This is a genomic window from Kitasatospora sp. NPDC058046 (assembly GCF_042885595.1).
GTDB lineage: Bacteria > Actinomycetota > Actinomycetes > Streptomycetales > Streptomycetaceae > Kitasatospora.
The window spans coordinates 19,793-42,424 of the sequence record NZ_JBHVRS010000044.1; the positions used below are offsets into that span (position 1 = coordinate 19,793).

Below are 22,632 nucleotides of genomic sequence, written 5' to 3' on the forward strand. Positions count from 1 at the left end.
CCCATGCGCATCGTGGCACTGGCAGGCGGAATCGGCGGGGCGCGCTTCCTGCGCGGACTCCTCGCGGCGGTCGGACCGCAGGACGAGATCACCGTCATCGGCAACACCGGCGACGACATCCACCTCTACGGCCTCAAGGTCTGCCCCGACCTCGACACCGTGATGTACACCCTCGGCGGCGGCATCCACGAGGAACAGGGCTGGGGCCGGACCGACGAGACCTGGTCCATCAAGGCCGAGATGAAGGAGTACGGCGTCGGCCCCGAGTGGTTCGGGCTCGGCGACCGCGACTTCGCCACCCACCTCGTGCGCAGCCAGATGCTCACCGCCGGGTACAGCCTCAGCCAGGTCACCGAGGCGCTGTGCGTGCGCTGGAAGCCGGGCGTGCGGCTGCTGCCGATGAGCGACGACCGGGTCGAGACCCACGTGCGGATCACCGACGAGCAGGGCACCCGGGCGGTCCACTTCCAGGAGTACTGGGTCCGGCTGCACGCCGAGGTGGACGCCGAGGCGATCGTCCCGGTCGGCGCGGACACCGCCAAGCCCGCGCCCGGCGTGCTGGAGGCGATCGCCGAGGCGGACGTCATCCTCTTCCCGCCGTCCAACCCGGTGGTCTCGATCGGCACCATCCTCGCCGTCCCCGGCATCCGGGAGGCGGTCGCCGCCGCGCCCGCGCCGGTGGTCGGGCTCTCCCCGATCATCGGCGGGGCGCCGGTGCGCGGCATGGCCGACAAGGTGCTCGCCGCCGTCGGCGTCGAGGCCACGGCGGAGGCGGTCGCGCTCGACTACGGGCCGGCGCTCGTCGACGGGTGGCTGGTGGACACCGTGGACGAGGCCTCGGTGGCCGCCGTCGAGGCCGCCGGGATCGCCTGCCGGGCCGTCCCGCTGCTGATGACCGACGTCGAGGCCACCGCCGAGATGGCGCGGGCGGCGCTCGCGCTGGCCGAGCAGGTGCGCAAGTGACGCTGGAGGTCCTCGGCGTCGAGGGGCTGCCCGAGGTCGCGGCCGGGGCGGACCTCGGCGAGCTCATCGCCAAGGCGGGGACGTACCAGGACGGCGACATCCTGCTGGTCACCTCGAAGATCGTCAGCAAGGCCGAGGGCCGGCTGCTGCACGCCGCCGACCGCGAGGCCGCGATCGACGCCGAGACCGTCCGGGTGGTCGCCCGGCGCGGGCCGGTCCGGATCGTGGAGAACCGCAACGGCCTCGTCATGGCCGCCGCCGGGGTCGACGCCTCCAACACCGCCCCCGGCACCGTGCTGCTGCTGCCCGAGGACCCGGACGCCTCCGCCCGGGCGCTGCGGGCCCGGCTCCAGCGGCTCACCGGCCGCCGGCTCGCCGTCGTCGTCACCGACACCTTCGGCCGGCCCTGGCGCAACGGGCTGACCGACGTGGCGATCGGCGCCGCGGGCCTCTCCGTCCTGGAGGACCACCGCGGCCGCACCGACAGCCACGGCAACCGGCTGGAGATGACCGTCACCGCGACGGCCGACGAACTCGCCGCCGCCGCCGACCTGGTGAAGGGCAAGGCCAGCGGCGTCCCGGTCGCCGTCGTGCGCGGACTCGGACACCTCGTCACCGCCGAGGACGGCGAGGGCGCCCGGCCGCTGGTCCGGCCCGCCGTCGACGACATGTTCCGGCTCGGCACCTCCGAGGCGCTGCGGCAGGCCGTCACCCTGCGGCGCACCGTCCGCTCCTTCACCACCGAGCCGGTCGACCCGGCCGCCGTCCGCCGCGCCGTCGCCGCCGCCGTCACCGCGCCCGCCCCGCACCACACCACGCCCTGGCGGTTCGTGCTGCTGGAGTCGGCGGACACCCGGGTCCGGCTGCTCGACGCGATGCTCGCCGCCTGGCAGCGCGACCTGCGCGAACTCGACGGCTGGGACGAGGCGAAGATCGCCCGGCGCACCGCCCGCGGCGACGTCCTGCGCGACGCCCCGTACCTGGTGGTGCCCTGCCTGGTGACGGACGGCTCGCACGACTACCCGGACCCGCGCCGGGCCGCCGCCGAACGGGAGATGTTCACCGTCGCCGCCGGCGCCGCCGTGCAGAACCTGCTGGTCGCGCTCACCGGCGAGGGGTACGGCTCCGCCTGGGTCTCGTCCACCATGTTCTGCCGCGACACCGTGCGGGAGGCGCTGGACCTCCCCCAGGGGTGGGACCCGATGGGCGCCGTCGCCGTCGGCCGGCCCGCGGAGGCGCCGAAGGTCCGTCCGGAACGCGACGCGGGGGCCTTCATCACCGTCCGGTAGCGGCAGCCGCCGGGGTCAGCGGTGGCGGTGGTCGTTGGGGGTCAGCCGGGGGCCGTAGCGGGGGGCGTGGGCGGCCGTGGCCAGCAGGAGGCGGCAGACCCGGTGGCGCTGGGGGCGGTAGGGCTCCAGGAGAGCGAGCATCTGGGCGTCGTCGCTGCGGGGGCGGCCGGCCAGCGCCCAGCCGACCAGGTTGGGCAGGTGGAAGTCCCCGACCGAGACCGCGTCCGGGTCGCCGTTGCTGCGCTGCAGCGTCTCGGCGGCCGTCCAGGGCCCGATGCCGGGGACGGCGGTGAGGCGGGCGAAGGCCTCCTCGTGGCCCATGGCCGAGGCCTCCTCCAGCCGCGGCGCCAGGCGGACGGCGCGCACGACCGTGCCCGAGCGCTTCGGGTCCACGCCCGCCCGGTGCCACTCCCAGCTCGGCACCAGTGCCCACTCGCGGGCCGACGGCGCCACCCGCATGCCCTCGGCCGGGCCCGGCGCCGGGGTGCCGAAGTCCCGCAGCAGGAGGCGCCAGGCGCGGTACGCCTCGTCGGTGGTGACCTTCTGCTCCAGGATCGCCGGGACCAGCGACTCCAGCACCAGGCCCGTCCTGGTCAGCCGGACCCCGGCGGTACGGCGCTGGGCGTCCCGCAGCGGGCCGGGCGGCAGGACCAGCGCCTCCGGGGCGTCCTCGGCGCCGAGCAGGGCGGGGAGGCGGTCGAGGAGCCAGTCCGCGCCGGGGCCCCAGGCGCTCGCCTCGACCTCGCCGGCGGCCGGACGCGGCAGCACCCGCAGGGTGCCGATGCCGCCCGGGGTGCGGGAGGCGCGCCAGACGGCGCCGTCGCCGGTGCTGCGGTACGCCGGGTCGGCGGGGCCGCGGCGCAGCGGGAGCAGGGTGCGGGCGACGTCCAGCGGGAAGCCCGGGCGCCAGCGCCGTACCGCTTCCACCGCCGTCGCCTCCCGGGTCGCCTCCGGACATGAACGATACGCGGGGGGTCGGACAGCGCCGGCGGGACGGCGGAGGGCCCCGGGGTCAGCGGGTCTGGAGGCGGGCCGCCGCGGCGCGCAGGGCGGGGAGGCGGGCGTAGAGGGCGTTGCCGGGGCACTCGGTGTCGAAGGCGTCGCGGTGGCCGGAGACGGCGTCGAAGTCGACGGTGCTGCCCTTGGGGTAGCGGCTGGCGTCCGAGGAGGAGGTGAGGCGGGCGCGGCCGTCGGCGGGGCGGGCGGCGAGGCCGAGCTTCCAGGCGGCGAGGGCGGCGAGGCCGTCGAGGAGGGGGCGGGACGGCTGGTCGCCGGTGTAGGTGCCGAGGGCGGCGACGCCGGCGGAGTCGGTGTTGAAGCCGAGGGTGTGGGCGCCGTGGACGGGCTGGTCGACGCCGCCAGCCCGGCCCTCGTAGACGGTGCCGCAGCGGTCGACCAGGAAGTTGTAGCCGATGTCCCGCCAGCCGTTGGTCTTCACGTGGTACTGGTAGATCGCCCGGACCACCCGGGGCGCGTCGGCGCAGGCGTAGTCGGTGGTGGTGGCGGTGTGGTGGACGAAGACCTCGCGGACCGGTCCGGTGTACTCGAATTCCGGGTCGCGCAGCGACTCGTCGGCGCCCCAGCCGGCCCGGGTGACGATCCTCGGGCGCGGGGCCTGTCCCTTGGCCGGCCCGGCGGGCGGCGCGGTCGGCGGTTCCGCGGGCAGGGTCCGTACGGCGGCCGGGGCGGCGCCGTGTCCCGGGTCGACCAGGTCGAGCCGCAGTCCGGGCGGCGCTCCGGCGGGCCCGGGCCGGAACTCGACGGCGACGCCGTCGCTGCGGCCGGTCCAGAGCGGGGCGGTGGCGCCGTGCGCCGTGTGGTCGGGGCCGTCCTCGGCGTCGGCCTCCAACCGGTGCCAGCCGCTCCAGCGGCCGGTGGCCGCGTCCCGGGTGCGGACCCGGAGCACCGCGCCGGCGAGGGCGTCCGCCGGGCCGTCCCAGCCGAGGCCGAGGAGTTCGAACGGTGCGGTGCCGCGCGGGGCGAGGCCGGTCCCGGCGGGCAGCGGGAGCGTGGTGGTGGAGCCGCCGCCGGCGAAGTCGTGGCGGCGCGGGGCGGACGAGGGGGTCGCACCGGCGGCGGGCTGGAGCAGGAGGGCGGCGGTGCAGCCGGCGAGCAGGGCGGCCGGAAGTGAGAGGCGCATAAACCGGATCGTCGCCGCAAACCGGACCGCCCGCCACGCCGCTCCGCGCCCGTTCGGCCGCCCCTCCCGACCTCCCACCCGAAGGCCGTAGGCTGGGGCGCACCATGACTGCGCCCTTCGCTGCCGACGCCCGCACCCCCGTCGAGCTGCTGCACGCATTCCTGCGCGGCGGCACGCCTTCGGTCGATCCCGCGGCCCCTCTGGTCACCTTCTACGACGACGCCACCGGCGAACGGGTGGAGCTGTCCGCCCGGACCTTCGACAACTGGGTGGCCAAGACGGCCAACCTCCTCCAGGACGAGCTGAACGCCGGCCCCGGCGACCGGGCGGCGCTGCTGCTGCCCGCCCACTGGCAGAGCGCCGTCTGGCTGCTGGCCTGCTGGTCGGTCGGGGTGACGGCGGTGCCGGGCGGCGACCCGGCCGCCGCCGACCTGGTGGTCAGCGGCCCGGACGGGCTGGAGGCCGCCCAGGCCTGCGAGGGCGAGCGGGTCGCGCTCGCCCTGCGTCCGCTCGGCGGCCGCTTCCCGCAGCGCCCGGACGGCTTCCTCGACTACGCCGCCGAGGTGCCCGGCCAGGGCGACCGCTTCGCCCCGTACTCCCCCGTCGCCCCGGAGGGGCCGGCGCTGGAGACCGCGGTGGACGGGCTGCCGCTGAAGCTGACGGGCGAGCAGACCGTGGCGCTGGCCCGGGAGGGGGCGGCACGGCTCGGCCTGAAGCCCGGCGACCGCGTGCTGTCCACCCTCTCGTACGACGACTGGACCGGTCTGGAGGCCGGTCTGCTGGCGCCGCTGGCAGCCGGCGCCTCGGTGGTGCTCTGCCGCAACTCGCAGACGCTGGACGCCGGGCAGTGGGAGAAGCGGACCGAATCCGAACGGGTGACACTGCGCCTCGGCTAACCCCCGGCCCGGGCCCGGCGGGTAGGGATCGCTGCCATGGCCGAGGACGACACCGAGCACCCCCCGACCGCCACTCCCCCGACGAACGGCGCGGCCCAGGACGGCCCGCCGACGGACACCCCTCCGGGCGGGAGCGGACGCCCGCGCAGGCGCCGGCGGTGGCTGATGATCACCGCCGGCGCCGTCGCGTTCCTGCTGGTCGCCACCGGGGTGCTGCTCTGGATCGCCTACCGCACGCTGGACGGCAACATCCGCGCGGACTCGGCCACCGACCGGCTGCTCGCCAAACTGGAGGCCGAGCGGCCGAGCCGCACCGCCGGGGCGCGGGGCGCCGAGAACCTCCTGCTGATCGGCAGTGACGACCGCTCCGGCGCGAACGGCTCGTACGGCGGCGAGCCGGGCAGCCAGCGCTCGGACACCACGATCCTGCTGCACCTGGCCGCCGACCGCAGGCACGCGACGGCGGTCTCCGTGCCGCGGGACGTCATGGTGACCGTCCCCGCCTGCGAGAAGCCGGACGGCACCCGCAGCAGGCCCGCGCTGATGCAGTTCAACTGGGCCTTCGAGACGGGCGGTCCGGCCTGCTCGATCCGGGCCGTCGAGCAGTTGAGCGGCATCCGGATCGACCACTACGTGATCCTCGACTTCAGCGGCTTCAAGACGATGGTGGACGCGATCGGCGGGGTCGAGGTGTGCGTGCCGCAGCCGATCCACGACAAGGACGCCAAGCTCGACCTGGCCGCCGGCCGGCGGACCCTGCACGGCGAGCAGGCCCTCGGCTACGTCCGGGCCCGGGAGAGCCTGGGCGACGGCAGCGACACCCAGCGCATGGGCCGTCAGCAGCAGTTCCTGGCCGCGCTGATCCGCAAGGTGCAGTCGCAGGGCGTGCTGCTGAACCCGGCGAAGCTGTGGCCGGTGCTGGACGCCGCGACCTCCTCGGTCCGGGCGGACGGCGCGCTGTCCTCGCTCGGCGCGCTGTACGACCTCACCCAGGACCTGCGCGGCATCCCCTCGGCGGACGTGGTCTTCCTGACCGCGCCGCGCCGCCCGTACCGCTACGACTCGGACCGGGACGAGTTCGTGCAGCCGCAGACCGGCCAGCTGTTCGCGGCGCTGCGGGACGACCGGCCGGTCGCCGTCCGGCCGCCCGGGTCCGCGCCGTCCCCGGGGCCGGTCCCGGGGGCGGGCCGCTCGCCGGCGGCGGGGCCGGGCGCCGGGAGCCAGCCGACGGCCGAGGTGGCGGCGCTGGCGAACGCGTCACCCTCGGCGGGCGCCGCGCCCACCTTCGAGGGACGCACCGCCGACGTGGACGCCTGCGCCCAGCACTGAGCCGGACGCCCCTGCCGACCCCGGCCGCCCCGGGCCGGCCGCACCGACCGATCCGGACGCTTCCGCAATTGGTCGGCCACGTACGGTATTTACCTCCGCATTGCCGGAACATGGCGGAGATCACACCGGGAACGACTCCCGCGTTCGGCTCGTCTACTGTGTCCGGATCGGCCCGTCCGTACGGGCGGTCCACAGCCGTGACCGGTCGAAGGTAGGGAACCCCCGTGCACGAGGAGCAACCGGAAACCGGACGGTACCGGGTGGACCCGGCCCCCGGCGTCCCCCGGCAGCGCCGCGGGGCCGCCGCACCGACCGCCGAGGAGCCCGCCGCACCGGCCCCGGAGGGCCGCCGGGACACCCGTCGGCGGGCCGCCGCGCTCGCCAGGCGCAGCCGGCGCCGACGGGCCCTCAAGTGGACGGCCGGAGCGGGCGCCCTGGTGATGGTCGCGGGCTGCGGCGGGGCGTACTACCTGTACCGGCACTTCAACGACAACCTGACCTCGGTCAAGGTCCAGCTGGGCGACGAGTCCGAGCGCCCGCCGGCCGCCGGGGACGCGCTGAACGTCCTGGTGATCGGCACGGACAGCCGGGAGGGCCTCGGCCGGGAGTACGGCGACGAGGGCAGCACCGGGCACGCCGACACCACCCTGCTGTTCCACATCGCCAAGGACCGCACCAACGCGACGGTGATCAGCCTCCCGCGCGACCTGATGCTGCCGATCCCGGAGTGCCAGAGCACCCAGGGGAAGAAGATCCCCGGCTCGGCGCGGGAGGAGTTCAACAACAGCCTCGGCCAGGCCGGGCGCGACGCGGGCTGCACCTGGAAGACCGTCGAGAAGAACACCGGGATCCGGGTCGACCACTTCGTGCAGGTCAACTTCGAGGCGGTGAAGAGCCTGTCCACCGCCGTCGGCGGGGTCGAGGTCTGCGCGGCCAAGGACATCAACGACTCCGGCTCCCACCTCAAGATGACCAAGGGCCGGCACGTGGTCCAGGGCGAGGAGGCGCTGGCCTTCGTCCGCACCCGGCACGCGGTCGGCCAGGGCGGCGACCTCACCCGGATCCCGCTCCAGCAGCAGTTCATCAGCTCGATGATCCGCAAGATCAAGAGCGACGACACCCTGACCAGCCCGACCAAGCTCTACAAGCTCGCGGACGCCGCCACCAAGGCGCTCACCGTGGACTCCGGCATCGGCAGCGTGGACAAGCTCAAGGACCTCGCGCTGGACATCAGCAGGGTCGACACCAAGAACATCACCTTCACCACCGCGCCCGTCCTGGACGACCCCAAGGACGAGAACCGGGTGATCCTCAAGCAGCCGGACGCCGGGCAGCTGTTCGCGATGGTCGCGGCCGACCGCTCGCTGACCGAGACCGCCGCCCCGCCCGCCCCCGAGGCACCGGCCGCCGACGCCTCGGCGGCCCCGGCCGCCCCGGCCCCCACCACGCCGGCCGCCACCCTCCCGGCGATCCACCTCAAGACCGCCCAGCTGACGGTCCGCAACGGCAGCGGCAAGCGCGGACAGTCCGGGCCGACCGTGGAGAAGCTCCGGGCGAAGGGCTTCGACCGGGCCGCGGTGGGCAGCGACGCACCGCCCGCCGACACCACCACGGTGTCCTACCCGAGCGGCATGGAGGCCGAGGCCGGCGCCCTGGCCGCCGCCCTCGGCCTGCCCGGCGACGCCGTCCGGCCGGCCGAGAAGTCCGACCCGAAGAGCGGGCTGCTGCTGGTGCTCGGCAAGGACGTGCTGACCGCCCCCGCCACCCCGGCGGTGCCCACCGAGGCGCCCGAGGACCTCCAGCGGGTGCAGGCGGACGACACCGACGTCTGCGCCAAGTAGCTACAGCGGCACGAGGGTTCCGCCCTGCTCGCGGTAGCGCTCGGCGGTCCGGGGGCACTGCCAGCCGCCGTCCCCGGCGGGCCGCAGCGGCTCGCCGGCCCGGCCCACCCAGCCGATCCGGCGGGCCGGGACACCGGCGACCAGGGCGAAGTCCGGGACGTCCCGGTGCACCACGGCGCCGGCCGCGACCAGGGCCCAGCGGCCGACCGTCACCCCGGCGACCAGCACCGCCCGGCCGCCGATCGAGCAGCCGTGACGGAGCGTCACCCCTTCGGCACGCCAGTCGAGTTGGCCCTTGGGGAGGCCGTCGGGGGTGACCGCGCGCGGGTACCGGTCGTTGGTGAGGACGGCGGCCGGGCCGATGAACACCCCGTCCTCGACCACCGCCGGCTCGTACACCAGCGCGTGGTTCTGCACCTTGACCCGGTCCCCGATCCGGACGCCGGGGCCGACGTACGCGCCGCGGCCGATCACGCAGTCCGCGCCGACCACCGCGTCCTCGCGGACCTGGGCGAGGTGCCAGACCGTCGTCCCGGCGCCGATCGCGGCCCGTTCGTCGACGTCCGCGCTCGGCTCGATCCGGGCCGCGCCCGACCCGCCCTCAACTGTCGCCATGCGCACCGACGATAGCGGTGCCGGGAAGGGTGCCGGACGGGTCCCGGACGGGTTCCGGGCGGTGCCGCCGAGGAGGTGCCGAGAAGGCGCCCTGGCGGCTGCCGAAACGAATCGGCGGATCCGCGGATCAGCCGGTCTTCGAGAGCACGTCCTTGGCGGCCGGGCCGACGCTGGCGATCACTCTCCGGGCCAGCGAGCGCGGTGAGGTCAGGAAGCCGAAGCCCCAGCTGAGGTGCATGGTCGCGAAGGCCACCGGCAGCAGCGCCTTGGCCTTGAACGACAGGCCGCGCCCCTCGACCGCCGCACCGCCGAGGATGCCCAGCAGGTACGCGCCGGGAACCGCGAGGAAGGCCGGGTGGACGGCGGCGCCGAGCCCCAGCCCGAGCAGGACCGCCGCCAGCGCGGCCGGCGGGGCGAGGTAGCGCAGGTTGACCGAGCCCCGGTGGTAGCGGGTGACCACCCGGCGCCAGCGGCCGTAGTCCTTGTACTGCTTGGCCAGCGCCCGCACCGAGGGGCGGGGCCGGTACGTCACCTTGAGCTGGGGGGTGAACCAGACCAGGCCGCCGTCCTGGCGGATCCGGTAGTTCAGCTCCCAGTCCTGGGCGCGGATGAACTCCTCGTTGTAGCCGCCGAGCTTCTCCAGCACCTCGCGCCGGAACACCCCGAGGTAGACGGTGTCCGCCGGGCCGGCCAGGCCTCCGGTGTGGAAGGCCGCGTTCCCGACGCCGATCTTGGAGGTCATCGCGGCGGCGACCGCGTTCTCCCACTCGGTCTCGCCCTCGGCGTGCATGATGCCGCCGACGTTGGCCGCGTCCATCTCGCCGAGCAGCCGGACCGCCGTGGTGATGTAGCCGGGGGTGAGCAGGCCGTGGCCGTCCACGCGCACGACTATCGGGTGCCGGGAGCCCCGGATCGCGGCGTTCAGCCCGGCCGGCGTCCGGCCGGTGGGGTTCGCCACCGTCCGCACCCGCGGGTCCTCGGCCACCAGCTCGGCCGCGATCTCCGCGGTGCGGTCGGTGGAGGGGCCGAGGGCGATCACCACCTCCATCGGCCCGGGGTACTCCTGGTCCAGGATGCGCCGGACCGCCGTGCGCAGGTGACGTTCCTCGTTGAGCACCGGCATGATCACGGAAACAGCCGGCAGCTCCTCAGCAGCCTTGGTGTTCATCGGGGCCAACCGTACCGGTGCGGACGTGTCCTCGTCTTGTCCCGGTCCGGGCTGCCGGGGACGCCTCGCGGTGCCGCGCCGGTGCTGTGATCAAGAACACCGTACTCCCCCTTACGCGCAGGCCGGAAGCGGTGTGGATCCGGTGGCGGTCCGGGGTGGGTTCAGAGTGCGTAGTGGGCGACGGTGAACACCGCGTAGCCGGTCAGCGCGAGCCGGTTCACCAGGTGCTGGGGGCCGCCCAGCCGGTCCGGCAGGGCCTGCGCCGGGCGCAGGTCGGGGCGGTGGGCGGCGGTGGCGACGGTCCGGGCCACCGCCCCCGGGTCGTACCGGCCGCCGAAGAGGGCGGCCAGCCAGACCGCCGGGCGGCTGAAGAAGGAGAACTCCCGCCCGCCGTGCAGCCGGATGGTGAGCAGGTTCCGGTGCGCCGCCGCCGCCGAGATCTCCGCCCACCGGTAGCAGCGGGTGCGCAGCGCGGTGGCCACCCGCAGGCCGTTGCGGTCGGCGACCAGCTGCCAGGACAGCGTCTGGGCGCAGGCCAGGATCGCCAGCGAGCCGATCCACAGCGGGCGCAGCAGCCCCTCCCACCAGCCGTCGTCGTCGAGCAGCACCACGGCGGCGGCGACCACCAGGGCCGCCACCGGTCCGGCGGCCGCGCGCAGCGGCAGCGGCATCTCCCAGCGGCGGGCGGCCAGCGGCTCGGCGTCCGGACCGGCCGCCGGGGCGGCGGCGACGGTCTCGGCGGTCAGCGCGGCGACGGCCAGGTCGCGCTCGCGGTAGCGCCCGGAGCGCCGGCCGACGCGCGGGGGCCGGGCGGCGGGGGCGACCACGGCCGCCACCCAGTGCGGGTCGCCGTCCAGCAGGCCGGGGCGGACCAGGAGCTGGTGGTCGGGCCCGTCCGGGCCGCCGTACAGCACGGCGGGCACGCTGCGGCCGGCCCGGGCCAGCCACTCGGCGGCCTCGGCCGGGGTCGCCCGGTCGAACAGCTCCCAGTGCTCCTCCTCGTCCTCGTCGTGGTCGAGCACCGGGTCGGGGTAGTCGGCGTCCTCGTCCTCGGTCTCCAGGTGTTCGGGCACCCACGCCGGGGCCGCGCCGTCCGGGGCGGCGTTCCGGGCCCAGCGGTAGCGGTCGCGCTCGACCAGCCGCCAGAGCCCGGGGCCGTCCGGCGGGCCGTCCAGCGGCAGCACCAGCAGGTCGCCGCGGGCGTCGGCGCGCACCCGGACGGCCAGCGCGGGGCCGGCTCCGGCGAAGGCGGGCCTGCCCCGGCGGGCGCTCGCGACGGCGGCCGAGCCGAGCAGCACCAGGCCGGGCAGGGCGATCAGGCCGCCGGCGGCCAGCTGGCCGGAGACGTCGTAGTCGTCGCCCAGGGCGCGCACCGAGTCGCCGTCCACCAGCAGCGGGACGGGCTCGCCGGGCTGGGGCCGGCGCTGCCACCAGACGTCCAGGGCGGCGGTGCGCTCGGGGCCGCCGCCGGGCGGCTGGAAGCGGACGGTCAGCGCGCCGTCCCGGTCGCTCCCGTCCGCGGTGCCGGTCACCCGGGTGGCCCGCTCGGCGGCGCCGTCCGCCCGGGCCTGCGCCCAGAGGCCGTACACCGGGAAGGCCGCGGCGACCACCAGCAGCAGGACGCCGAGGGCGCGGCGCAGCACGGGCGGGCCGTCCCGGTGGACGGGCGAGGGCCCGCCCGCGGCGCTCCAGGGATAGGGGACGGGCGGGGCCATCAGCTCGTCCAGCTGCTGGCGGGCGCGGCGGCGGCCGGACTCGGCGCCGAGCAGGACGGCGGTGAGCAGCACGTGCAGCAGCACCGCCGACCAGCGGGCGACCGGGGTGACCAGGCCCTCCGGGAGGTACCAGAGCAGCGCCAGGACGACCGGCGGGACGAGCACCCGGACCCGGGCCCTGGTGGCCAGCAGGACGATCTCGGCCAGCACCGACCAGCCGGCCAGCCCCGAGCCCCAGGTGTCCCGGCAGACGTTCTGGACGTTGCACCGGCCCACGTCCGGCTCCACCGCGCCGGCCAGGACCACGAACGCGAGCGGCACCAGCGCGAGCCAGCGGCCGTCCAGCCGCCAGGCGGTCCGGGCGGCGCGCCAGCGGGCGGCGGCCGCGCTGGTGAGGGGCGCTGCGCTGGGCAGGGGCGGGGCGTCCGAGGGGAGCATCGGACGATCATCCCAGCACCCGGGAAACGGACGGTACGCCCGCCGGACCGGCCCGGACCTGCGGGGGCGGGGCACGGCGCAGGGGCCGGGCGCTGTGCGCACCCGGCCCCTGTCCCCCGTGCCCCCCGGTCCCCCGTGGGTCCCCCCGTTTCCCCCGTCCCCCCGTGGGTCCCCCCGTTCCCCCGTGGTCCGGGCCCGGCGCCCCCCGGCGCCGGGTCAGTCCGTCGCGATGGCCGCGAGGACGTTCATGCGTCCGGCCCGGAAGGCCGGGACGAGTGCGGCGAACAGGCCGATCAGCACCGAGGCGACCAGCGTGACCGCCACCGTGACGGTCGGGACGGAGAGCGTCCCGAGGCCCTGGTCCCGCAGCACCCGCTGGGCGGTGACGCCCCAGCCGAGGCCCAGTCCGGTGCCGAGGACGGCGCCGAACACCGCGATCACCACGGACTCCAGCCGGATCATCCGGCGCAGCTGGCGGCGGGAGAGCCCGATCGCCCGCAGCAGGCCGATCTCGCGGGTCCGCTCGACCACCGACAGCGCCAGGGTGTTGACCACGCCGAGCACCGCGACCGTGATCGAGAGGGCGACCAGCCCGTAGATCAGGTAGAGCAGGGTGTTGATCTGGGACTGGGCGAGCTCCTTGTAGCCGGCCCGGTCCTTGATGGTGAGCTGCGGGTACTCCTTCAGCCCGTCCTCCAGCGCGGTCAGCGTCCGGTCGACGTCGGCGCCCGGGGAGGCCTTGGCGAAGAAGGTCCACACCGGCGGCTGCTCGGCGGCCGGGACGACCTTCTCCATGGTGTCCATGGCCACGAAGGAGCCGTCGCCGAACAGCTCGCCCTTGCCGAAGACCGCGCCGACCGGCACCGTCTGGGTGCGGCCCTGGCCGTAGTCGACGGTGACCTGGTCGCCGACCTTCAGGCCGTGGTCCTTGGCGAAGGCGGCGCCGATCCCCAGCGAGCCGCGCTGGAGCGAGTCCACCGCACCGGAGTCGACGGTCGGCCGGAAGTCGGTGCCGAAGAAGGACGGCGGCACCGCGGTCAGCGGGGTCTTGGCCTTCTGCCCGTCCGGCAGCTGGACCTTGGCGGCGAAGAACCGCTGGGTGGTGACGTGGTCGATGCCCGGGGTCTTCCGGACCGCGTCCGTCATCTCGGGGGTGATCGCGGTACGGCCGCCGGAGACGATGTAGTCCGCGCCCACCGACTTGTCGATCTGCGCGCTGGTCGAGGTGACGGCCGAGGAGCTGAACACCGCGGAGGCGATCACCAGCGCCAGGCCGATCATCAGCGCGGCGGCGGTGGCGCCGGTGCGGCGCGGGTTGCGCATCGCGTTGCGCTGGGCGAGCCTGCCGGACGGGCCGAACAGCGCCGGCAGCAGCGCGCCGAGCACCCGGACGACGGCCGAGGCCAGCAGCGGGCCGAGCACCACGAAGCCGATCAGGGTGAGCACCACGCCGAGGCCCAGGTACCGGCCGCCGGTGGCCGCCTTCTCCGCCCCCGCGCCGAGCACCAGCACCGCGCCGCCGCCCGCCGTCAGCAGCAGGCCGAGGCCGGTGCGGACGAGGTTGGCCCGGGCCTCCGCCGGGGTGCCGTGGTCGCGCAGCGCGGCCATCGGCGAGATCCGGCTCGCCCGGCGGGCCGGGAACCAGGCCGCGACCAGGGTGACCACGATGCCCAGCGCGTACCCGGCGACGAACACGTCCGGCCCGATCTGCAGGTCGGCCGCCTCCAGGTCCATGCCGATCGCCGTCATCAGCTTGATCAGGCCGACCGCCACGCCCAGGCCGGCCGCGACCCCGAGGGTCGAGCCGAGCACGCCCAGGATCAGCGCCTCGACCAGCACCGAGCGGTTGACCTGCCGCCGGCTGCCGCCGATGGCGCGCAGCAGGCCGATCTCCCGGGTGCGCTGGGCGACCAGCATCGAGAAGGTGTTGACGATCAGGAAGGCGCCGACGATCGCCGAGACGAAGGCGAAGCCGAGCATCGCGTACTTCATGAAGCCGAGGCCCTTGCCGACCTGCTCGCTGCGGTCGGCCTTCTGCTCGGCCGCCGTCTTCACCTGGTACCCGCCGCCGAGCCGGGCCAGCGCGTCGGCCTTGAGCCGGTCGTCGCCGCGGCTGCCGTCGCCGTACGCCTCGACGGTGCTGAAGGCCGGCCCGCCGAGCAGCGCCTGCTGGGCGGTCGGGGTGTCCAGGAAGCCGAGCGCCGCGCCCGGGTTGGTGGTGGTGAAGGTGCCGATGCCGACGATGGTGAAGTCGTGCCGGCCGAGGGGGTTCTCGACCCTGAGCGTGTCACCGAGGGCGAGCTTGGCCTTCTTCACGGTGTCCGCGTCCAGCAGCAGCTCGGTCGGGCCGCGCGGCGTGTGGCCGGAGGTGACCTTCAGCGGGTTGCCCGGGGTGTCGGTCCAGTTGCCGAGCAGGGTGGGCGCGCCGGTGGTCGGGCCGACCAGCTTGTTGGTGGCCGGGTTGATCATGACGGCGTTCTCGACCAGGACCTGGCCGACGGCGCTCTTCACCCCGGGCAGCGCGGCGACCTGCCGCTCCAGCGCGACCGGGACGGTCGGCGGCTTGACGGCGGCCTGCTGCTCCTCGTCCTCGGCCGGCTTGGGCGGCTGGACCGAGACGTCGGAGGAGGTCGCGGCGAAGAGCTTGTCGAAGGTGCCGGTGGCGGTGTTGGAGAACACCAGGGTGCCGGAGACGAAGGCCACCGACAGCACGACGGCGATGAGCGAGAGCGCCATCCGGCCCTTGTGGGCGAGGAAGCTCCGCAGTGAGGTCTTGAGCAGCATGATGGTGTCGTCCCGCCGCTCAGCTGGTGCGCTTGCCGTCGAAACGGCGCATGCGTTCGAGGACGGAGTCGGCGGTGGGCGCGTACATCTCGTCCACGATCACGCCGTCGGCGAGGAAGAGCACGCGGTCCGCGTAGCCGGCGGCGACCGGGTCGTGGGTGACCATCACGATGGTCTGGCCCAGTTCGTCCACCGAGCGGCGCAGGAAGGTCAGCACCTCGGCGCCGGACCGGGAGTCCAGGTTCCCGGTGGGCTCGTCGCCGAAGATGATCTCGGGCCGGGCGGCCAGCGCCCGGGCCACCGCGACGCGCTGCTGCTGGCCGCCGGAGAGCTGGGCGGGGCGGTGCTTGAGCCGGCCGGACAGGCCGACCGTCTCCACCACCTGGTCCAGCCAGGCCTGGTCGGGCCTGCGCCCGGCGATGTCCATCGGGAGCGTGATGTTCTCCAGCGCGTTCAGCGTCGGGAGCAGGTTGAAGGCCTGGAAGATGAAGCCGATCTTGTCGCGCCGGAGCCTGGTGAGCTGCTTGTCCTTCAGGCCGGTGATCTCGGTGTCGCCGATCCGGATCTGCCCGGAGGTGACCGTGTCGAGGCCCGCCAGGCAGTGCATCAGGGTGGACTTGCCGGAGCCCGACGGCCCCATGATCGCGGTGAACCGGCCGCGCTGGATGTCGACGTCGACCGCGTCGAGCGCGGTCACCCTGGTCTCGCCCGAGCCGTACGCCTTGGTGACCTGACGGGCCGACGCGGCGACGGCGGGCGCCCCGCCGGGAAGCTGGGGGTCGTACACGGCTGCTGCTGCCGTCGTCACTGGGACACTCCTAAGGAAGATGCGCTCACCCGTTGGCCCCCAGCCTCACGGGCCCGCCCGCCGCGCGACATGGCGCGGGCGGTAGTCCTCGACCGGGAGTTGTCTCCACCCTCCCGGTGGACCTGGCCACCGGACCCGGCGCAACCGGGCCGCTTCCTGGCGGGTGGGGATGTGTGAACCACGTTAGGAGTCGGCGGCGGAGCGCTCGTCATCCGCCGGAATGAAGCCTCTCAACCAAGGTTCTACGGGCCGCGGCGCGGCTCCCCCTAGGGGTCGCCGCGGCCCGTCTCGGGGACGCCCCGTACGGGCCGGCGGCGACGGTCCGTCAGCTCGTCAGCGCGGGTGCGGCCAGCCGCTCCAGGGCCGTGGCGAAGCCGTCCACGACCGGGGCCAGCAGCGTTTCGGTCTCGCGCTCCACCAGGGTCGTCCCGTCCTCCCGGGCGGTGATGTGGCGGTCGAGCACGAACCAGCCCTGGGTGATGTGGCCGGCGCCCATCGAGCTGAGCACCGGGCGCAGCGCGTAGTCCACCGCGAGGACGTGCGCGGGCGAGCCGCCGGTGGCGAGCGGCAGGACGGCCTTGCCGGCCAGGGCGTACTGCGGGAGCACGTCCAGCAGGGCCTTCAGCAGGCCCGAGTAGGCGGCCTTGTAGACGGGGGTGCCGACGACCACGCCGTCGGCGCGGGCGAACAGCTCGGTGACGGCGACGATCTCGGGGTGGTCGAAGTCGCCCGACAGCAGCGCGTGCGCGGGCAGGCTGCGGGCCTCGAAGGGGACGACGTGGTGGCCGCGCTCCGCCAGCCGCGCGTCGACGTGGCGCAGCAGGCGGGTGGTGCGGGAGGTGGCGGACGGGGAGCCGGAAACGGACAGGACGACGGCCATGGGTTTCACCTCTGGCTGGAAGCGGGGCGGCGCGGTGCGGCGGAGTGCGGCGGCGGGGGAAGGCGCCGCGGTGGGGGCCGGTACCGGGGGCGGTGCGGGAACGGTGCGGGGGGGGCGTTGCGGGGCACCGGGCGCTACGTCGGCGGACGTGCGGGGCCTGCGGGGAGTACGGGGACCCGACGGGCGCGTGTCAGCCGCGACAGAGCGAACAGGCCACACCGCGCCGCAGGTCGACGTGCCGCCGACGCGTGAGTGCCCAACGCTGATCCATGCCTGGAATGCAAACACGCTGTGTTCGAGCTGGTCAAGAAACGTTTCAGCCGCTGGAACGGCGGGTGTCCGGATGTTTCGGCGGAACGATTCGGGGCGTGCATCAAAACTGCTACAAGAGGCCTGGTGGGCCCCCCGGGGGGAGTCAGCCCGACCGGGGTCGGGCATCCTCGTCGGCATGAACACGTGGCAGGAGGGCCGCCCGGGGGGCGGCGGGAACCCGTACGGCGGCAGCGGTGGAGGCGGCTCGGCCGAGCCGCCGCTGCCGTCCTCGCTGAACCCGCGCGGGCCGGGGGCGGCCGCGCCACGGCAGCCGCGACAGCCCGGGGGGCAGCCGGGGCAACCGGGGCAGTCCCGGCTGGGCGGCGTCCCGCCGCAGGGGGCCGGCGCACCCGGCGCCCGCCCCGGCGGCCCGGGGCGCCCCGGTGGTCCCGGCGGGCAGGGCGGGCCTGGCGGTCCCGGTGGCCAGGGTGGTCAGGGCCGCCCCGGCGGCCCCGGCGGCCCCGGCGGCACCCGCCCGCCCGGTGCCCAGGCCCGGCGCTGGCCGCGGCGGCGGATCGTGAAGTGGTCGGTCTTCGGCCTGCTGATCGCCGTCATGGTGACCGCCGTCTCCACCTGGTTCTGGGCGGACTCCAAGCTCAACCACGAGAACGTGCTCGCCGACTACCCCGGCCGCCCCGCCGCGGGCAAGGGCACCAACTGGCTGATCGTCGGCTCCGACAGCCGCCAGGGCCTCACCGACTCCGAGCAGGACGACCTGCACACCGGGCACGACACCGAGGGCAAGCGCAGCGACTCGATGATGATCCTGCACGTCGGGGACAACGGGAACACCCTGATGAGCATCCCGCGCGACTCCTGGGTGCCGATCCCCGAGCACCCGGGCAGCAACGGCAAGCCGGTCAAGGGCACCACCGCGAAGATCAACTCGGCCTTCGGCAACGGCGGCGGCCGCCTGCTGGTCCAGACCGTCGAGCAGAACACCGGCATACGGATCGACCACTACGCCGAGATCGGCTTCGGCGGCTTCGTCGGCATCGTCGACTCGATCGGCGGCGTCGAGATGAAGATCGACCAGGACGTCAAGGACAAGGACTCCGGGCTCGACCTCAAGGCCGGCGACCAGACCCTCACCGGCAAGCAGGCCCTGGCCTTCGTCCGCCAGCGCCACCAGATGGCCGACCAGGACCTCGGCCGGATGCGCAACCAGCAGAAGTTCCTCGGCGCCCTCGCCCACCAGGCCGCCTCCCCGGGCAACCTGATGAACCCGTTCACCTTCTACCCGCTGGTCGACTCCGCGCTCGGCACCCTGATCGTCGACGAGGACTGCGGGCTGACCGACCTCGGCTCGCTCTTCCTCGCCATGAAGGACGTCAACGGCGGCAGCGGCAAGTCGCTGACCGTGCCGATCGGCAACCCGGACTACCGGACCAAGACCGGCGAGTCCGCCGTGCTCTGGGACGCCGGCAAGTCCAAGCAGGTCTTCGACGCCTTCAAGAACGACACCGCGGTGCCGGAGTTCAAGTAGTCGGCCACTTCGCGTGACCGCTCCACCACAATGAGTGGATGCCACTCGTCACCGCACTGATCCGCCGCCGTCGCCACCGCCTCCTGGGCCGCCTGGTCCAGGAGGCGCTCGCGTTGTACGGGATGGAGGTGCCCGCCGCCTGCGAGATCGGGCCCGGGCTGATGGTCTTCCACCGCGGCTTCGGCACCGTGCTGCACCCGTACACCACCCTCGGCACCGGCGTGACGCTCTACAACGGCGTGACCATCGGCCGGGCCGACCCCTGGGTGCCGCAGGAGGAGAGCGCGATGCGGCGGGTGGTGGTCGAGGATGGGGCGGTGCTGTGCGCGGGCGCCAAGGTGGTGTGCAAGGAGGGCGTGCTGACCGTCGGCGCGGGCACCGTCGTCGGGGCCAACGCGGTGCTCACCCGCTCGACCGGCCCCGGCGAGATCTGGGCCGGCGCACCGGCGCGCAAGGTGGGGACGCGGGCGGGCGACTGGGGGCCCGCGGCGGCGCCGGCCCGGCCCGCTCCGAGCCCCGCCTGAACGCGCGGGGGTACGGGACGTGCCATGCGGCCTATACGTACGGCAGCAGGCCGGTGCCGCACTCCGGGAAGCGGACCAGCCACTCCCCCTCGCCGCCGGCCGCCTCCTCGGTCGCGCCCGAGAAGCCGTAGTGGATCGGCTGCCCGTCGCCGCCCAGCCACCGCGCGTGGGTCAGCTGCACCGACAGCGAGGCCGGGCGGTGCGCGGCGGCGGCCGCCGACACGGGCGGCGCGGGCTGCTCCAGCACCAGCTCGTGCTCGGTCTCGCCCGGCCGGAAGGTCACCACCGTCTCGGTGCCCGGGCGGCGCGGGAAGGCGCCCGCCGGGTCCGTCCAGTACGCGGCGACCATCACCGCGAGGGTGCCCTCCAGGCTGCCGGTGTCCGGCCGCACGTACTCCTCGTCCGCGATCCAGCGGGAGTGGTGGCGGACCTCCTCCGGACCCCACCGCTCGTCCCAGCGCACCCAGTAGCCCGCCACCCGCTTGACGGTCATGCCCTCGCGGGCGACCCGGACGGCGAACCGCGCCGGGCCGACCGGCTCGCAGCCGGCCAGGGAGACCACCGTCACCTGTTCGTAGGTCACCTCGCCGTCGTCGGCGCCCTGCTCCATCATCGGTCAACCACCTTGCCGCAGAGTCGAGTTCGGCCGCGGCTGGGGCCGCGTCCGAATCGAGCGTAGGGCTCCGGCGCAGGCAGGCCGCACGATTGCCCGGTTCCGGCCCGGACGGCCGCGCTCCGGGCTACCCTGCCCGCCGCACGGCGGCGCCCGGCGCGAAAGGGGGCGGGAACCGGGCGGCGTCCGGGCGCGGGCGCGGGTACGGGGGCGGACGCGAAACCGCCCCGGAGCGGGAGATCGGAAGATCCGACGTCCCGCTCCGGGGCGGTGCGTGCCAGGTGGCGGCGGTGCTTAGGCGACCACGCCGGACTTGGCGATGGTGATCTTGGCCGAGGTGCGGCCGCTCTGCGAGCCGAGGCCCTCGATCTTCTTGACCAGGTCCATGCCCTCGAGGACCTCGCCGAAGACGACGTGCTTGCCGTCCAGCCAGTCGGTGACGATGGTGGTGATGAAGAACTGCGAGCCGTTGGTGTTGCGGCCGGCGTTGGCCATCGACAGCAGACCCGGGCGGTCGTGCTTGATCTTGAAGTTCTCGTCGGCGAACTTCTCGCCGTAGATGCTCTTGCCGCCGGTGCCGTTGTGGTTGGTGAAGTCACCACCCTGGAGCATGAAGGCCGGGATCACGCGGTGGAAGCCGGAGCCCTCGTAGCCGAAGCCGTTCTGGCCGGTGGCCAGCTCGCGGAAGTTCTGGGCGGTCTTGGGGACGACGTCGTCGTAGAGCTTGAAGACGATCCGGCCGGCCGCCTCGCCGTTGATCTCGATGTCGAAGAAAACGTTGGAAGACATGCAGGGATCATGGCACGATCGCCTGTTCCTCGCGCGTCACCCCCGGTCGGGCCGGGCCGGACACCGCTGTGTTATCCGGTTCCGCCCCCCGCGCCGGGACCGGGAAGCTACCATCGATGTCAGGTTTCCGGGCGGCCCGATCCGCGACGGCGGGCGGGGCCGGTGAACGGCGACGGCGGACGGCGACGGCGGCACGGCACGGGACGGGGTGGACGGCATGCGGATCGGCGAACTGGCCCGGCGGACGGGCGTGAGCGAGCGCTCGCTGCGCTACTACGAGCAGCAGGGCCTGCTGGCCGCCCGCCGCACCGAGGGCGGCCACCGGGAGTACCCGGAGGCCGCCGTCGACCGGGTGGTGCACATCCAGGAGCTGTTCGCGGCCGGACTGCACAGCCGGACCATCTACAAGATCCTCCCCTGCATGCGGGACTCCGACGGCAGCCCGAACGAGATCGCCACCCCGCTCCTGGTCGAGGAGCTCACCGCGGAGCGCCAGCGGATCGACCGGACGATCGACGACCTGCTCCGCTCCCGCGAGGTGCTGGACGAGGTGATCGCGACCGCCTCCGGGCAGCCGTCGGCCCCGGCCGCCTGACGTGCGGCCGTCGGCGTTCGGCATCCGGCCTCCGGTTCAGCCCCCGGCCACCGGCTTGCGGGCCAGCAGGTAGGCCTGCGGGGTCCTCTCGTCGCCCTCCGGCTCCCGGACCGTACGGGAGGTGACCGGCAGGCCGGCCTCCCGGGCCAGCTCCTCGACGTGCTCCGGCCGCAGCCGGCGGAAGTCCAGCGACACCGGCTGCCCGAACGGCCGCTCCAGGTGCAGGGGCCGGTCGCCGACCTGGAAGGCGAGCATCAGGTGGCCGCCGGGGGCGAGCACCCGGGCGAACTCGGCGAACACCTCGGGGAGCCGATCCGCCGGGGTGTGGATGATCGAGTACCAGGCCACCACGCCGGTCAACTCCCCGTCCCGGAAGGGGAGGTCGAACATCGAGCCGACGCTGAACGGCACCTCCGGGTGGGCCTTCCGGGCCAGCTCGACCATCCGCGGCGAGAGGTCGATCCCGTGCACGTCCACGCCGAGGCCGTGCAGGGGCCCGGTCATCCGGCCCGGGCCGCAGCCGACTTCGGCCGTCCTGCCGTCCGGCCGCTCGGCGCGGACCAGGTCGGCGAAGAGCGCCAGCATCGCCCGGTCCATCGGCATGCGGTCCAGCGCGTCCCGGAAGAGATCGGTGTACTCGGTGGCGACGGCGTCGTAGAACGCCCTGGTCTCGGTGAGGAAGCCCGGCTCGGTCATGGCCCCGGACCCTACCCGGCGGCCGCCGGACCGCGGCAGGCCGTGGCGGTCCTACAACTCCCGTTCGGCGACGGCCTGGTCGCCGCTGAGCTCGCCAGTCGGGCGGAAGCCGAGGCGGGCGTAGAACTCCGCCGGGCCGTCCGGGCCCGGGTGGTAGGTGACGGTGGCGCGGGTGCCGCCGCGGCGGCGGATCTCGGCGCAGACCTGCTCGACGGCGAAGCGGCCGTACCCGCCGCGCTGCTGCCCGGCGTCGACCAGCAGCCGCCACAGGCCGGAGCGGGGGCGGTCGCCGGGGCGGTCGGGGTGGAAGACGATGTCGAAGAAGGCCATCACGAAGCCGACCGGCCGCCCGTCCTCCAGGATCAGCCGGGGCCAGGCCGTCTCCCCGTACGCGTACGCCTCGGCCAGCGACTTCACCACCGGCGCCACCAGGTGCTCCTGGTCGGGGCGGACCCGCAGGGCGAGGGCGGCGTCGATGTTCCCGGGGGTGATCGGGGCCAGGCTGAGCGTGGCGGGCGGTGCGGGCGGCGTCGTCGCGGCGGGCGTGGAGGACATGGCGGGCAGCCTACGGAGCGCGGCCGCCCGCCGTCGCACGGTTTTCCGGCCCCCGACCGCGGACGGGCGGTCGGGGGCCGTGGCTGTACGCCGGTGCGTGCCGGTGCGTGTGTGTGCGCGTTACGGGAGGTTGCGGGCCATCACGATCCGCTGGACCTGGTTGGTCCCCTCGTAGATCTGCGTGATCTTCGCGTCC

21 protein-coding genes are annotated in these 22,632 nt (G+C 74.9%); 8 read left to right on the forward strand and 13 right to left on the reverse strand.

Annotation, left to right across the window (positions count from 1 at the left end; translation table 11 throughout):
• The first annotated feature begins 3 nt into the window (after positions 1-3).
• The gene (gene cofD / locus ACFVU7_RS43790) at positions 4-963 is read left to right on the forward strand and encodes a 2-phospho-L-lactate transferase (RefSeq protein ID WP_074003863.1); all 960 of its coding nucleotides are present in this window, start codon (positions 4-6) and stop codon (positions 961-963) included.
• Positions 960-2,252: a coenzyme F420-0:L-glutamate ligase gene (locus ACFVU7_RS43795; protein WP_388052208.1), complete on the forward strand. Its 1,293-nt coding sequence runs from the start codon at positions 960-962 to the stop codon at positions 2,250-2,252. The genes cofD and ACFVU7_RS43795 overlap by 4 nt, the downstream gene beginning before the upstream one ends.
• A gap of 15 nt (positions 2,253-2,267) precedes the next feature.
• On the opposite strand, the gene ACFVU7_RS43800 is transcribed toward ACFVU7_RS43795, so the two are convergent.
• Entirely contained in the window at positions 2,268-3,179 is a 912-nt protein-coding gene (locus ACFVU7_RS43800) for a DNA-3-methyladenine glycosylase family protein (RefSeq protein WP_375877533.1), read from the reverse strand.
• Positions 3,180-3,264: 85 nt separating this feature from the next.
• The gene (locus ACFVU7_RS43805; RefSeq protein WP_074003866.1) at positions 3,265-4,392 is read right to left on the reverse strand and encodes a peptidoglycan recognition protein; all 1,128 of its coding nucleotides are present in this window, start codon (positions 4,390-4,392) and stop codon (positions 3,265-3,267) included.
• Positions 4,393-4,496: 104 nt separating this feature from the next.
• On the opposite strand from ACFVU7_RS43805, the gene ACFVU7_RS43810 reads away from it, so the two are divergent.
• From ACFVU7_RS43810 to ACFVU7_RS43820, 3 genes are all read left to right on the forward strand, one after another.
• A complete protein-coding gene (locus ACFVU7_RS43810; RefSeq protein WP_380741186.1) occupies positions 4,497-5,288 on the forward strand; it encodes a TIGR03089 family protein in 792 nt (263 codons plus the stop codon).
• 36 nt (positions 5,289-5,324) lie between these two features.
• Complete coding sequence (locus ACFVU7_RS43815) at positions 5,325-6,617, forward strand: LCP family protein (protein ID WP_074003867.1); 1,293 nt, start codon at positions 5,325-5,327, stop codon at positions 6,615-6,617.
• Between the two features lie 224 nt (positions 6,618-6,841).
• Complete coding sequence (locus ACFVU7_RS43820) at positions 6,842-8,458, forward strand: LCP family protein (protein WP_388052211.1); 1,617 nt, start codon at positions 6,842-6,844, stop codon at positions 8,456-8,458.
• On the opposite strand, the gene ACFVU7_RS43825 is transcribed toward ACFVU7_RS43820, so the two are convergent.
• The 6 genes from ACFVU7_RS43825 to ssuE form a co-directional block, all read right to left on the reverse strand.
• Entirely contained in the window at positions 8,459-9,073 is a 615-nt protein-coding gene (locus ACFVU7_RS43825) for an acyltransferase (RefSeq protein ID WP_388052213.1), read from the reverse strand.
• A gap of 127 nt (positions 9,074-9,200) precedes the next feature.
• Positions 9,201-10,241 carry a glycosyltransferase family 2 protein gene (locus ACFVU7_RS43830; protein WP_049659498.1) on the reverse strand — a complete coding sequence of 347 codons (1,041 nt, stop codon included), beginning with the start codon at positions 10,239-10,241 and terminating at the stop codon, positions 9,201-9,203.
• A gap of 161 nt (positions 10,242-10,402) precedes the next feature.
• Complete coding sequence (locus ACFVU7_RS43835) at positions 10,403-12,394, reverse strand: hypothetical protein (RefSeq protein ID WP_380777150.1); 1,992 nt, start codon at positions 12,392-12,394, stop codon at positions 10,403-10,405.
• A gap of 216 nt (positions 12,395-12,610) precedes the next feature.
• On the reverse strand, positions 12,611-15,181 hold the full coding sequence (locus tag ACFVU7_RS43840; protein WP_388052225.1) for an ABC transporter permease: 2,571 nt from the start codon (positions 15,179-15,181) through the stop codon (positions 12,611-12,613).
• A 16-nt stretch (positions 15,182-15,197) separates the two neighbouring features.
• Positions 15,198-15,986 (reverse strand): ABC transporter ATP-binding protein, encoded by a 789-nt coding sequence (locus tag ACFVU7_RS43845; RefSeq protein WP_049658694.1) that lies wholly within the window; start codon positions 15,984-15,986, stop codon positions 15,198-15,200.
• Between the two features lie 325 nt (positions 15,987-16,311).
• The gene (gene ssuE / locus ACFVU7_RS43850; RefSeq protein WP_049658692.1) at positions 16,312-16,866 is read right to left on the reverse strand and encodes an NADPH-dependent FMN reductase; all 555 of its coding nucleotides are present in this window, start codon (positions 16,864-16,866) and stop codon (positions 16,312-16,314) included.
• A gap of 448 nt (positions 16,867-17,314) precedes the next feature.
• Between ssuE and ACFVU7_RS43855 the strand changes: the two genes are divergently transcribed.
• Together ACFVU7_RS43855 and ACFVU7_RS43860 are read left to right on the forward strand one after the other, a co-directional pair.
• A complete protein-coding gene (locus tag ACFVU7_RS43855) occupies positions 17,315-18,664 on the forward strand; it encodes an LCP family protein (protein ID WP_388052216.1) in 1,350 nt (449 codons plus the stop codon).
• Positions 18,665-18,702: 38 nt separating this feature from the next.
• Positions 18,703-19,188 (forward strand): hypothetical protein, encoded by a 486-nt coding sequence (locus ACFVU7_RS43860; protein WP_388052219.1) that lies wholly within the window; start codon positions 18,703-18,705, stop codon positions 19,186-19,188.
• 31 nt (positions 19,189-19,219) lie between these two features.
• On the opposite strand, the gene ACFVU7_RS43865 is transcribed toward ACFVU7_RS43860, so the two are convergent.
• Both ACFVU7_RS43865 and ACFVU7_RS43870 read right to left on the reverse strand, forming a co-directional pair.
• A complete protein-coding gene (locus ACFVU7_RS43865) occupies positions 19,220-19,801 on the reverse strand; it encodes a hypothetical protein (protein ID WP_049650011.1) in 582 nt (193 codons plus the stop codon).
• A 294-nt stretch (positions 19,802-20,095) separates the two neighbouring features.
• Positions 20,096-20,590, reverse strand: a complete 495-nt coding sequence (locus ACFVU7_RS43870; protein WP_049650012.1) for a peptidylprolyl isomerase — start codon at positions 20,588-20,590, stop codon at positions 20,096-20,098.
• 217 nt (positions 20,591-20,807) lie between these two features.
• Here ACFVU7_RS43870 and ACFVU7_RS43875 point away from each other — a divergent pair, with 217 nt between their 5' ends.
• Positions 20,808-21,185 carry a MerR family transcriptional regulator gene (locus ACFVU7_RS43875; RefSeq protein WP_049650041.1) on the forward strand — a complete coding sequence of 126 codons (378 nt, stop codon included), beginning with the start codon at positions 20,808-20,810 and terminating at the stop codon, positions 21,183-21,185.
• 36 nt (positions 21,186-21,221) lie between these two features.
• Here ACFVU7_RS43875 and ACFVU7_RS43880 read toward each other — a convergent pair whose 3' ends face one another.
• The 3 genes from ACFVU7_RS43880 to ACFVU7_RS43890 form a co-directional block, all read right to left on the reverse strand.
• Complete coding sequence (locus ACFVU7_RS43880; RefSeq protein ID WP_387974186.1) at positions 21,222-21,881, reverse strand: class I SAM-dependent methyltransferase; 660 nt, start codon at positions 21,879-21,881, stop codon at positions 21,222-21,224.
• 51 nt (positions 21,882-21,932) lie between these two features.
• Complete coding sequence (locus tag ACFVU7_RS43885; protein ID WP_388052222.1) at positions 21,933-22,436, reverse strand: GNAT family N-acetyltransferase; 504 nt, start codon at positions 22,434-22,436, stop codon at positions 21,933-21,935.
• 120 nt (positions 22,437-22,556) lie between these two features.
• Positions 22,557-22,632 (reverse strand): acyl-CoA dehydrogenase family protein (locus tag ACFVU7_RS43890; RefSeq protein ID WP_374214750.1); only part of this gene is annotated, 76 nt, incomplete at its 5' end.